The organism is Cohnella herbarum (assembly GCF_012849095.1).
GTDB lineage: Bacteria > Bacillota > Bacilli > Paenibacillales > Paenibacillaceae > Cohnella > Cohnella herbarum.
Window position 1 is genome coordinate 6,077,719 of sequence record NZ_CP051680.1, and the last position, 12,392, is coordinate 6,090,110.

Consider the following 12,392-nt stretch of genomic DNA (forward strand, 5'->3'; position numbering starts at 1 on the left):
AGGTATGGAAGCCGTTCAAATTCGACTGCTATTTCAGAAGAAATCGTTAAAGCTTGCCATGATCGTTATGACCGCAATTTTGTGTATGTTGCCATCTTTCCCTCAACGCATTCACGCAACGGGCACGACTTATTATGTGAGCTCTTCCGGAGGCAACGATTCGAATGACGGATTAAGCAGCGCCACACCGTGGCGAACGCTGACGAAGATCTCGTCGATCACGTTTAACCCCGGCGATACGATTTTGCTCAAAGCGGGCGATCAATGGACTGGGGAAATCCTGTATCCGCACGGAGAAGGCACTTCGACGAACTGGATTACGGTCTCTTCCTACGGAACCGGCGCCAAGCCGAAACTGTTGCCCGGCGCGAGCACGAATTGGGCGATCTATATCAACAAGTACGGAGGGTGGAAATTCGTCGGACTAGAGATCGGGAACGCGCGCAACGGCATCGTCTACATGAATGACGATACCTCCAGCGCGCAGCGAGACGGGCTGTGGATCGAGGACTGTTCTTTCCATGACTTGAAGGACGGTCCGGTATATCCCGCTCCCTTGCTGCTTCCGTTTCTGAACTACTCTCAAGCCATTATGATTTTGAATAACGAGGGCGTACCGCTCCTGAAAAACGTGACGATCAAGGATAGCGATTTTCTAAACAACGACTCTCCTTTTTGGATCGATTTCGTCGAAAATTTGACAGTGGACAACGTCGAGACCAAGAACTCCCTCATTATGGGGCCGGTGCTGTACGGAGTCGAGAACGGAGTCGTTCAGAACTCGAGGTTTTTGAACAATTCCATTACGAAAGGCATGTATTGGGGAACGGCGGGGTTTACGTTGAGGCATTGCGTGAACGTCGTCGTTCAAGATAGCGAAATTGCCTTTACGTACCGTCCCAACGGGCAGCCTGACGGGGTCGGATTCGACTTCGAAGGAGGCAACGTGAACAGCAGCGCCGTACGGTTAAATATTCATGATAATGCGGGATCGGCGTTTCTGATCTACAACAATTCGGGCGAAACGAATCCCGGAACGTCGATTCTGGATATTACCGCAACCAATAACGGCACTCAGGATCCTGTCAACTTGCCCGCATTCATTCGGTCGTATGGCAATCCGAACAATGCCGGGACGATTTCCGGGAATACCGTCACCAAGATTCATTCTGCCCAAAGATTGAATTATGTCAACGGTATCGGTTTGACCGAAACATGGCCTGCGGGGTACGCCGTCTCGAACAATAGCATGTATGTCTCTTCTCCTGCCGGCATTGTCGGCAACCCCGGATTCGAGTCCGGCGTGGCCAATCCGTGGACGGGATCGGGTACGGCGAACGTGACCGCTTCGAACGTGCACAGCGGATCTTACGCGGCCCAAGTCGGAGGAGCGGGCTCCGCTTTCGAGCAGGCCATCGCGGTTAGTCCGAATACTACGTATGCAATGAGCGGCTTTGCCAAGGTGGCGGCGTCGGGTGAACAAGTATCGATCGGCGTGAAAAACCACGGCGGAGCACAGCAGGCTGTTCCCCTGTCTAGTACAAGTTACGCGAAAGGTTCGCTTACGTTTACAACGGGACCTACGAATACGACCGCGACGATCTTTTTGTCCAAGGATTCGGGCACCGGCAATGCATTCGGCGACGACTTCAGCGTCGTTCCGCTCTCGACCAATCATATCGGGCTCGATACGCCCGGTAGTCATACGGAAGTCGTAGCGAACAACTATTTCGTCGCCACGAAAGCGACCGCGGGCGCGAACATGGACGTGACGAAACTTCAACTGTATGTATTATCGGGCGCTACAGGAAACGTAAAGATGGGGATTTACAGCGACAACGCCGGAAGCCCTGGCGCCAAGCTGGCGGAAACGACGGCCATTACGCTTGCCAATGGGTGGAATACCGGTCTGATCCCCACGACTAGCCTGACATCGGGAACCTCGTATTGGCTGGTGTATGATTTAAGTTCGAAGGGGAGCGTGATAACGTATAATCCTTCCTCGTACGAGTTGAAATATGCGCCTTATGCCTATTCCTCGGCGCTGCCTTCATCTGCGCCTACAAGCATGATCTACGGTGGCGGAACTTATGCATTCTATGCTTCGTAATGCGATCATTCGCGAACGATCCCTTCCTTGATGGAGGAAGGGATCGTTATTAAGGGGTCATTATGACGAACAGGAGCACATGACTATGCGCAAATTTGCCGGTATAAGCCGGTTTCCGTTAGGATTCTGGAATTACATGGATATCCGGGAGTTGGATGACCAGGTGCTTGCCGATTGGGAAGAGGCCGCATTTTCCTGCATCTTGTCCCCCTTCTTTACGCTCGAAGAGGAGGACCGGGGGAAGCTGGATATCCTCCTGCGCTGGTGCGCGGAACATAAGGTGAACATCATTTTACGCGACCCGCGCGTATCCCTTCGTCATACTGAGCCCGGCTCATCCGAGAAAATGCGACTTGCCGCGGACTACGACAGCCTCGTGGCCGAGGCGGTGGCGGAATTTGCGGATCATCCTCAGGTTTACGGCTTCTTTATTCTCGACGAGCCTCATTGGAATTACTATGAAGCCGTGGTACAAGCCGTGCAAACGGTGAAGAAGCATTCGGATCGACTCTTGCCTTTCGTTAATTTGCTGCCGGCTATGCCGTCGACCGTGGATTTGCTGCAATTCCGCCATTATGATCGTTATCTGGCCGACTTTGCCGAACGAACGGGAGCTCAACAAGTTTGCTACGACTACTATGGTCAGATGATGGAGAGGAACGAGGAAAGTTCGCAGTATTACGTCAATCTGAATCATTATCGCAATTTGTCGCGGCAAGGCGTCGAGTTTTGGACGACCCTCTTGTCTACGCCTCATTTTAATTATCGACGTCCTTCTTATGAAGATATGAGGTGGCAAGTGAATACGTCGCTTGCCTATGGCGCCAAAGGCATCTTGTATTTTACTTTTTATACGCCGGATAACGCGTATAACAGCGAGACGAACTACAGACAGGGACCGATCGATTGGTGGGGAGAACGTACGGACACCTTTTACGGAATCCGAAATGCGAATCGGGAGCTTCATCAACGCTGGGGAGACTTGTTTCTCGAGCTGCAGTTGTTGCAGGTCGGGCATTATCCGGAAGTTCCGGCGAAAGAACTGAATACGGTTGATTACAATGGCCCCGTGAAGGAAATCGAGATCTTGACGGGACGCGAGCCGAAACTGATCCTCTCGGAGTTCCGGCACAGAACTTCCGGGCAATCTTATGCGTTTATCGTCAATGCCAATCCGCGAGATTCCGTGCAGGTTCAGGTTCAACTGGAGGGCGTCCTGCGATTGAGGCGGTTCAACGCCTACGGCGAGGCTTACGACGTGGTCAATTCGGCCCCATATGCCGATATTTTTCAATCGAAGATCTGGTTGGCTCCAGGACAAGGGGAATTAATGGAGCTTGTCAGGACGGAGCCGACGGAGCTTTAATCATCAGGGCGGTGACATATCTTTGAACAAAGTACAGGTTTTCCAGGAGATGCTGCGGATTCCAACCTATCCGCTGTTGCAGGACGATATTAACCCGATTTTCGATAAGGCGCTCGATCCTTATCCCTATTCCATGCAGAACTATCGAGATAATGCGATCCAATTGACGGAATACGAGACCGTTGTCCTTGAGAACGAATACTTGCGCCTGGTGCTGCTGCCTTCTTTGGGCGGACGTTTGTACAGTGCATTGGACAGGCGGACCGGCAAGGAAATGTTTTATAAAAACAACGTCATTAAACCCAGAATGATCGGCACACGGGGGGGATGGTTCTCGGGCGGCGTCGAATTCAATTTTCCGATCAGCCATTCTCCCAATACGATGGAACGGGTCAACTACGCGATCCGCGAGCATGAGGACGGCAGCGGTTCGGTCGAATTCGGCAACATCGAGCGCATCTCGGGGATGAATTGGAAGGTGGAATTAAAGCTGATGCCGGGGAAAGCCCGAATCGAGCAAAATGTCACCTTGTACAACCCGACCTCCTGCGACCAAAGGTTTTACTTCTGGACCAATGCGGCGGTGGCGTACGATCCGGGCTTGGAACTGATCTATCCCTTTGACTGGTGCGTCAACAATTTGACGCCGAATTACGTGAAATGGCCCTATTTCAGAGAATTCGATTGCAGGAATGCCGACGACATTCCGTACGCGTTCGAGACATTCGGCAAGTTGACGACGGACAACTTCTTCGGGTCCTACAACCATGCGGCCGGCCATGGCGTTGCCCATTATGCCGACCGCAAGGCGTTGAAGGGAGCCAAATTTTTCTCTTGGGGCAACGACGAATTAAGCAAGGCGTGGAACAAGTCGTTGACGGACGACGAATCGCAGTATTTAGAAATTCAAAGCGGACCTTTTGAAACCCAGATGGTTTACAAATTCATGAAGCCATATCAGCAGATGAAGTGGAGCGAATACTGGTATCCGATCCCGGAGCTGGGCGGATTGAAATACGCCAATAAGTCGATCGCGGTGAACTATCGTCCGGAGGGCAGTCGGCTGGAACTCAAGCTTCGCGCCGTGGAACATCTGGACGACTGCCGCATCCGGTTGAAGTCGGGCGATAAGGTATATTCGGATCGGCGCAGCCTGTCGCCCGAACGGATGGAATCGATCGTCTGGACGACCGAACAATCGCTTGACTTGGACAGTCGAATAGAACTGGACATCTATTCCGGGGATGATCTCGTCTTGCAATGGCGAGGAAATCAACCATCCGATGAAGACTACGCGGATGCGAATGTATATGGGGACGCGAGAATCGTTCTTGAGGAACGGGATCGGCAGCGGCTTTATGATTACGCCGTCAGGCAGGAATCCCTGGGCGAAACGGATCAGGCATTCGAATTGTATATGCGCAACCTGGAGACGTTCCCTCAATGCGTCCTGACCCTGAACAGGGTCGGGGGGATTCATCTGAAACGCTTGGAGCTGGAACGGGCGGAACAAATTTTTCGGAAAGCGTTGGCCTATGACAATCGGAACGATGAAGCGAGATTTCAGCTTGGGGTCGTTTTCAAGGAAAAAGGCCAACTGACCAAAGCGAAAAGCCTCATGCTCGATATTGCGCTGGATGCTTCTCAATACGAGGCATCGGTCATCGAGCTGATCAAACTGGATATTATGCTCGGCGACTATAAGGAGGCCGAATCGCTCTTCGAGTCGATCCGTCTTCCCAATCGATATACGGACTTTCTGCAAGCTATCGCAAGCAGAAAATCCGCGAGAAGCCGGAGTGCGGCTGAGGTCGATCCGACGGAGCCTGCGGCCGATGAACTGTTGCTTGCCGAACGATATTTATCGGCCTTCAACGGCGGACATAAGGAAAGTCTGATGCGATTCACGGGCGGCGACGAGCAAGTCTTGCTGCGCATTGCGCTGGAATACACGGGCTTGCTGCTGTTCGAGGAAGCTCGTAACATCTTGGAACTGATCGGCAAACCCGGGATGGGGATGAAGAGCCGGCTGCTCTATTATGACGTCTGCCGGCAGAACGGCAAGACTGAAGGATCGATCCAGGAGGCGCTGGCAGGCAGCCTGGATTATGTGTTCATCAATGAAAGCCGTCTGGCCAAGATCTTGCAGGAGCATGCCGGTCAGGACGATAAGGGACGGGCGGATTATTTGCTCGGCACATATTTATACGCCGGTGGCAGGAAGGAAGAAGCGCTGCGGCACTTGACGAGCGCTTATGAGAAAGGACTTAAATATACGGTGCTGTTGTACAGTATCGGTTATATCTATCGCCATGGCATGAACGATAACGCTATGGCCGTCGAATACTGGTCTGAGGATCTGCGGATCAATGGCGGAAGCAACGCGCTTGTGCTCATCGGTCTGGATGCGATCTTTAAGCAAACGAGTCAATTGGAGAGGCGAACGAATCTGCTGCCTTATTTGGGCAACATCCGGAATCGCAGCCTGGTCCTGTTGACGATGATTGGAATTCTCCAAGATTCGGGGTTATACGAGCAGGCGCTGTCGATGCTGCAAACCGAAGAGTTCGAAAACTGGGAGGGTCAGGAATTAAGCGGCTCCTGCTATAGAGAGGTCATCCAAAGCCTGGCATTCCATGAAGCCGAGCAAGGGAATATGGGCAAAGCAAGGGAATGGATCGAACGAATCGATCGCTATCCCCCCAATTTGAATTACGGAGACTCGGCGCGCGCGCCATTGGCCGAAGTCCATTATACCAAAGGAATCATCTTTGACATGACCGGCGATCCGGCGGCGGCTTGGCGTGAATTTGATCAAGGCGCTTGGGAATTGCATAACGGCGTAATCGCCCACACGGAACGCAGCAAAGCGTTCAGCCGCAAGTGCTATGAGCGGAGAAACGGACATCAGATCCAATCAAGAGGAGGTAATCTCAAATGAGAGTATTGGCCATCGGGGCGCATCCGGATGACGTGGAGGCGCTATGCGGAGGAACGCTGGCGAAATGCGCGGCAAGAGGCGATCGAATCACGATCATGATTGCCACGAACGGCAACGTAGGCTCTTCTACGCTATCCCGCGAAGAGATTGCGGCAGTTAGAAAGAAAGAGGCGGAGGACGCCGCCGCGTTAATAGGAGCGGATCTGATTTGGATGGGATTCGACGACGAGTTTTTGTTTCACGATCGTCAGACCCGGCTTGCCTTTATCAACGCGATTCGGAAAGCCGACCCGGACTTCATGTTCGTCACCAGTCCCAACGATTATCATCCCGATCATCGGATATGCGGAGAGATCGCCATTGACTGCCGCATTCCGGTGACGGTGCCCTTAATCGAAACGGAATATCCGCCGATGAGCAAAATCCCTCACGTATTCCTAATGGATACGGTCGGCTCCGTCGGTTTTGAGCCTGATGCGTACGTGGACATTACCGACACCTATGAGCTGAGAGGCCGTATGTTGCAATGTCATGAGAGCCAGGGGGCATGGCTGCAATATGTTTACGGAATGGATTACGCCGAATTTTTGGCCAGACCGACTGCCATGCGGGGAATGGCGATCGGCGTCAAGTACGCCGAAGCGTTTCGCAGCCTCCCGATGTATCCGATAAGCGGCGGATCATATATGCTGCCTTAAAGCATGGGCGAATTAAAGGGGCGACGGATACCTATGGATTCGTATAAAAAAATATGGGAGTGGACGGGATACAACGAGTTGGCGTCCCGTCTCGTCGAACGCAATGCGCCAGGTCCCGGCGAGGTGGAAGTCCGAGTTCAGGCAATCGGCATTTGCGGAACCGATCTGCACATAATGAGCGGCCGTGTCCGGTTTGCCGAGCAGCCGCTGCCCCTTGGCCACGAGCTGGCGGGAGTGGTGGAGCGGGTCGGCGAAGGGGTTAGTCAATGGAAAGCCGGCGATCGCGTATGCATGGATCCTTTGATCGGATGCGGCGGATGTCCGGCCTGTTTAACGGGGAACAAACATCGTTGTCCTGCTGCGGGAGAGATAGGGCTCCAGTTCCCGGGGGTTGGCAACAGTTCTTAACGATTCCGGCTGCGAACCTGTATTTGCTTCCGAAATCCATAAGCTACGAAGAGGCCAGTCAAGCCGAAACGCTGCACTGCTGTTTAGGCGGGGTCGATATTTTGGAAATCCGTTTAGGCATGAATGCGACGGTGCTAGGGGACGGTCCGACGGGATTGTTTTATGTGCAGCTGTTAAAAAAAGCGGGTACAGGTAAGATCCGTTTAGTCGGCATGCGAGAAAACCGACTCGAGCTTGGACGCCGTTTAGGTGCGGACGAAACGACGAATTTACGGACTCAGACCCTCCAATCCTTGGCTGAAACCCAGGATATCGTGATCGAAGCGGCAGGTACGGAGGCATCGCTCCAAAGCGGCATACAATTGTTGAAAAAAGGCGGACAGCTTTTGTTGTTCGGGTTGCCCGGCCAACCGATTGTAACGGACATTCAATCCGTGGTGTTAAAAGAACTTCGATTGTACGGCTCGACGAATGCGCCTGGCGTGTGGCCCCGGGTTATTGAAATGATCGCCTCGGGCGGAGTGAAGGTGTATCCGTTAATTACGCACCGTTATGCTTTTGATGAGCTGGATAAAGCCGTTGAAACCGCACGCAGCCAGTCCGATGAAGCGATCAAAATCATCGTCCACAATCCATAAAGCCTGGAGGAATCATCATGAGAATTACCGCAGTAAAAACCAAAGCCATCAAAATCCCCTTTTTTAAAGGAGAAAAATGGTCCGGAGGCACAAGGTACAGCGCTCCGTCCCTGATCGTCCAGATCGAGACCGACGAAGGGCTGATCGGAATCGGAGAGTCGGTGGGGCCGACCATTCCCGTCATTCAGACTGTGGTCGACAAAGAGTTTGGGCCTTTTCTGATCGGGCGCGACCCGATGGAATTGGAATCGATTCTTCATCAGTTGGATGAATACTGCGTGAATTGGCAACAAATCGGTAATTACGGCATGGCCGGAATCGAGATGGCGCTTCTCGACTTGCGGGGTAAAATCTTAAATACGCCAGTGTACAATCTCCTGGGCGGCAAGTGCAAATCCGAAGTGGCATTCGCCGGTTATATATTTATCGACACGCCCGAAAACAATGCGGAAGAAGCACGGAAATTCGTCGCTGCGGGGTATAGCGAACTCAAATTAAAGGTCGGCAGGGATATCGACTTCGACGAGAAGCGCGTGAAAGCCGTGCGCGCAGCGGTAGGCCCCGCAATCAAAATCCGCATTGACGCCAATCAAAACTGGAGCATACCCACCGCGATCAAAGCCATACGAAAAATGGAAAAATACGATTTGCAAATGGTGGAGCAACCTACCCGGTATGATGACGTTGACGGTATGGCGACCGTGGCTCGCGCGGTTGATGTGCCGATCATCGCGGATGAAGGATGCGCCACCTATGAAGATGCTTTGCGTTTGATCGATAAACGAGCTTGCGCGTGTTTTCTTGTCTATCCGTCCGAGGCCGGAGGAATCTTGAAAGCGAAGCAAATTGTCGATCTGGCAAACCACGCCGGTATCTGGTGCGTAACCGGAAGCTGGGCGGAAACCGGTATTGGCACTATGGGCAATGTCCATTTCATTTCGTCTTCACGCAACTTCCCGTTTGCCAACGATACGCATTTAAATTTCATGACCGGCGATCTGCTGCGGGAGCCGATCATCTTTAATCGGGGGACAATCACGGTTCCCGACCGTCCCGGGTTCGGCATCGATTTGGATATCGCCAAGCTGGACCATTTCGGCAATCATTTTAAGAGGGAAATGGTTTTCTATGACCCGGAGGATCCCCAATTCCAGCCTCGAATTGGGCAGATTTTGTAGCTTTCTCTACCAGCTTATAAACAAAGCCCCGTCCTCATTCGGACGGGGCTTTACTATCCCCCCAAAAATGCAGCCAGATTGCAGCCGACGGCTTTTTTGGAGGTCACCTTATTGTGCTGCCTGATTATTGAGGTTAAATTCTGCTGTTACCGATGCAAGAAGCTCGGGATCGATAATGAGCTCCAACCCTGTTAAGGCCAAAGCTTTAGCGCCGATAAGCAACGCTTCATCCCCTCTGCTTGATCCTGCCGCTTCACGGAAATCAGGCGTGTGAGGAGTCAGATCGTCGGGACCGATCTTGATATAAGGATGGGCTGTCGGAACGACTCGGCTGACGTTTCCGGCGTCGGTCGAGCCCACGCCCGATTTCTGCTCATAGACGATGGTTTCGCCTAACGATTCGAGATGTTTGCCGACGATTTCGTCCAGCGGGCGGTTCAAAACAAAGTCGTGCACTTCATTTTGGAACCTTTCGATCTTTACCGTACTTCCGGTTGCCAGAGCGGCGGCTTCAGCGATATTACGTACCTTCTCGGAGACGGCTTCCGTACGTTCCCACGTGCTTGCCCGGATGAAGAATCGCGCAGAGGCATACTCCGGAATAATGTTCGGCGCATCTCCGCCGTGAGTAATGATGCCGTGAATCCGGACATCGGTAGGCAACTGCTGCCGTAAAGCGTTAATGCCGTTGAACAATTGGATAACCGCATCCAGCGCGTTAATCCCTTGTTCCGGCGCTCCCGCGGCATGGGACGCTTTTCCGAAAAATCGAAAATCGAGCGGTTCTAATGCCAAGCTTGATGACGACAGGCGCGTTGTACCGAGCGGATGGATCATCAACGCCGCGTCGATCCCTTCAAACAAGCCGTGTTTGACAAAGCTCCCCTTTGCGCTGCCGTTCGGACCGCCCTCCTCGGCGGGCGTTCCGAATACAAACACTTCACCGCCGGTTACGTCAATTACGCGTGAAAGCGCAATGGCGGCCGCTGTGCTTGTTGTGCCGATGATGTTATGGCCGCAAGCGTGTCCAAGACCGGGGAGAGCGTCGTATTCAGCGAGAAAACCGATTTTAGGTCCTTGTTTTGACGATGCTTTACGGGCAACAAACCCTGTTTCATGGCCGGCAACATCGCGGGTTACTTCGAAGCCCGCGTTCTGCAAAATGTCCGTTAATGTCTTAGAGGCGAAATATTCCTGATTGCCAATCTCCGGATTCGCATGGATACGATGGCTAGTGTCGATATAAAGTGATTTTGCGTCGTCGATGTGCTGTAAGATTTGGGTTTTCCATGTCTCTAGGGCAGTGCTCATCTAAACCGGCCTCCTTGAATTCATGCACTGAATAAAAAAAAGAACCCTATACGCAGCGAATTCGCTCGAATAAGATACCTTCAGTGGTCTGATGGGTAAAATGTATTAAAACCAAGTAATTACATGGGATATATGAGGATAATAACGGTTATTTGTGCTGCCGTCAACCGTCTTGCGAAATTCCCCTCCTAAGATTCGCGCCCGGGTGACCGGCCGGAAGCAAGCGTTGGCCTTCTCCGAACAGCTTTTCACGGAAGGTTCCCGGCTCGTACTCGGTTTTGTACACCCCTCGTTTCTGAAGCTCGGGCACGACCAGATCGACGAAATCGATCAAGCTGCCAGGAGTAATCATATGCGTCAAGTTAAACCCGTCGACACCCGCCGCCTCGAAATAACTTTGAATGCCGTCCGCCACTTCTTGCGGATTACCGACGATCGACATCTTGCGTCCGGGCCGTTCGAATCCGTTCAGCACCTCGCGAACGGTTAATTTCTTCGGATTGTCTTTCGTCAAGGATGCCGCTCTGGACTGTCCGTGTTCCGTGTGCTTGTATTCAAAAGAGGTGTCCAAATCGGAGTATTGGGAAAGATCGTATCCGGTAGATCCTCCGTATTGCGCCTTGGCCGCTTCCGAGCTCCACAGGCTCGCATACTCCTCGTACTTCGCCTCGGCCTCCTTGGTCGTTTCCGCTACGACAACGTTCAGGAACGTAAAAGCTTTAATGTGATCCGGATTGCGTCCGAAAGATTCCGCGCGGTTCTTAATATCCTGAATATATTGCTTGGTCTGTGCCGGTGTCGGTCCCCCGACGAATATGCATTCCGCATGACGAGCCGCGAAGTCGCTTCCGCGCGGGGAGCCTCCGGCTTGATAAATAACAGGAGTCCGCTGAAGCGAGGGCTCGCTGAGATGGGGGCCGGGAACCCGGTAATACTTGCCTGCATGATTGATCTCATGAACCTTGGCCGGATCCGTGAACATGCGATTCTCCACATCGTGGACGATCGCATGATCTTCCCAGCTTGCCTCCCATAGCTTATATACGACATCAAGAAATTCGTCCGCCATTTCGTAACGATCATCGTGCTTCATCATCTCCTGCAACCCGAAATTTCGAGCGGCGCTTGGCAGATAGGACGTCACCACATTCCAGGCCAACCGCCCTTTTGTTAAATGATCCAGCGTACTCATTCTTCGGGCGTGTGCGTATGGATGCTCATAGGTTGTACTGACGGTTAGGGCAAACGACAAGTGTTTCGTTGCCTGCGCCATGATGGGAATAGCGAAGGCCGGATCATTGAGCGGAACTTGCACGGCATCGCGGACGGCGGCATCTCTGCTCTGCCCGTAGATATCGTAAATCCCGACGACATCCGCCAAAAAAACAGCATCGAACTTGCCGCGCTCAAGCAGCTGAGCCAGCTCCGTCCAATAGTCCAAATCTTTGTACCGGGATGTTCGAACATTGAGCGGGTGTTTCCATAGCCCATGCGAGTTGTGCATTGCGCTTGTCATGTCAAATGCGTTCATACGGATTTGTTTACTCATATCGATTCCCCTCAATGTTGAAATTGACGATACTCTATCATTTTTCCTTTTTGGGTGTCAAGAGAGGTAAAGACGCTCGCTTTTGCCCGTGAAAAAAAGGATTGACAACATCGTCCGGTTAGACTTAAAGTTTATTCCTAGACAGGTGACTGAACACTCAGAACTGTATTCCACTTCCAAGTGGCTCTGTTTT

The 12,392-nt window shown here is 52.4% G+C and carries 9 protein-coding genes; 7 read left to right on the forward strand and 2 right to left on the reverse strand.

Translation table 11 applies throughout. The annotated features are described in order from the left end of the window. Positions 1-4: 4 nt before the first annotated feature. The 7 genes from HH215_RS25975 (at position 5) to HH215_RS26005 (ending at position 9,339) form a co-directional block, all read left to right on the forward strand. On the forward strand, positions 5-2,110 hold the full coding sequence (locus HH215_RS25975) for a carbohydrate binding domain-containing protein (RefSeq protein WP_169282523.1): 2,106 nt from the start codon (positions 5-7) through the stop codon (positions 2,108-2,110). Positions 2,111-2,195: 85 nt separating this feature from the next. Then, on the forward strand, positions 2,196-3,476 hold the full coding sequence (locus tag HH215_RS25980; protein WP_169282524.1) for a hypothetical protein: 1,281 nt from the start codon (positions 2,196-2,198) through the stop codon (positions 3,474-3,476). 22 nt (positions 3,477-3,498) lie between these two features. Further along, positions 3,499-6,417: a DUF5107 domain-containing protein gene (locus HH215_RS25985; protein ID WP_169282525.1), complete on the forward strand. Its 2,919-nt coding sequence runs from the start codon at positions 3,499-3,501 to the stop codon at positions 6,415-6,417. Beyond that, positions 6,414-7,115 carry a PIG-L deacetylase family protein gene (locus tag HH215_RS25990; RefSeq protein WP_169282526.1) on the forward strand — a complete coding sequence of 234 codons (702 nt, stop codon included), beginning with the start codon at positions 6,414-6,416 and terminating at the stop codon, positions 7,113-7,115. The genes HH215_RS25985 and HH215_RS25990 overlap by 4 nt, the downstream gene beginning before the upstream one ends. Positions 7,116-7,148: 33 nt before the next feature. After that, positions 7,149-7,523 carry an alcohol dehydrogenase catalytic domain-containing protein gene (locus tag HH215_RS25995; protein ID WP_169282527.1) on the forward strand — a complete coding sequence of 125 codons (375 nt, stop codon included), beginning with the start codon at positions 7,149-7,151 and terminating at the stop codon, positions 7,521-7,523. Positions 7,524-7,624: 101 nt separating this feature from the next. Further along, positions 7,625-8,161 carry a zinc-binding dehydrogenase gene (locus HH215_RS26000; protein WP_169282528.1) on the forward strand — a complete coding sequence of 179 codons (537 nt, stop codon included), beginning with the start codon at positions 7,625-7,627 and terminating at the stop codon, positions 8,159-8,161. A 17-nt stretch (positions 8,162-8,178) separates the two neighbouring features. After that, complete coding sequence (locus HH215_RS26005) at positions 8,179-9,339, forward strand: mandelate racemase/muconate lactonizing enzyme family protein (protein ID WP_169282529.1); 1,161 nt, start codon at positions 8,179-8,181, stop codon at positions 9,337-9,339. A gap of 108 nt (positions 9,340-9,447) precedes the next feature. Here HH215_RS26005 and HH215_RS26010 read toward each other — a convergent pair whose 3' ends face one another. Together HH215_RS26010 and HH215_RS26015 are read right to left on the reverse strand one after the other, a co-directional pair. Next, positions 9,448-10,650, reverse strand: coding sequence for a M20 family metallopeptidase (locus tag HH215_RS26010; protein WP_169282530.1), 1,203 nt, complete (start codon positions 10,648-10,650; stop codon positions 9,448-9,450). 163 nt (positions 10,651-10,813) lie between these two features. After that, entirely contained in the window at positions 10,814-12,199 is a 1,386-nt protein-coding gene (locus HH215_RS26015) for an LLM class flavin-dependent oxidoreductase (RefSeq protein WP_169282531.1), read from the reverse strand. Positions 12,200-12,392 lie beyond the last annotated feature (193 nt).

What these genes read in the sequence shown, in the direction of transcription:
- HH215_RS25975 (WP_169282523.1), top strand. Translation starts at nt 5, where the DNA reads ATGGAAGCCGTTCAAATTCGACTGCTATTTCAGAAGAAATCGTTAAAG.
- HH215_RS25980 (WP_169282524.1), top strand. Translation starts at nt 2,196, where the DNA reads ATGCGCAAATTTGCCGGTATAAGCCGGTTTCCGTTAGGATTCTGGAAT.
- HH215_RS25990 (WP_169282526.1), top strand. Translation starts at nt 6,414, where the DNA reads ATGAGAGTATTGGCCATCGGGGCGCATCCGGATGACGTGGAGGCGCTA.
- HH215_RS25995 (WP_169282527.1), top strand. Translation starts at nt 7,149, where the DNA reads ATGGATTCGTATAAAAAAATATGGGAGTGGACGGGATACAACGAGTTG.
- HH215_RS26005 (WP_169282529.1), top strand. Translation starts at nt 8,179, where the DNA reads ATGAGAATTACCGCAGTAAAAACCAAAGCCATCAAAATCCCCTTTTTT.
- HH215_RS26010 (WP_169282530.1), bottom strand. Translation starts at nt 10,650, where the DNA reads ATGAGCACTGCCCTAGAGACATGGAAAACCCAAATCTTACAGCACATC.
- HH215_RS26015 (WP_169282531.1), bottom strand. Translation starts at nt 12,199, where the DNA reads ATGAGTAAACAAATCCGTATGAACGCATTTGACATGACAAGCGCAATG.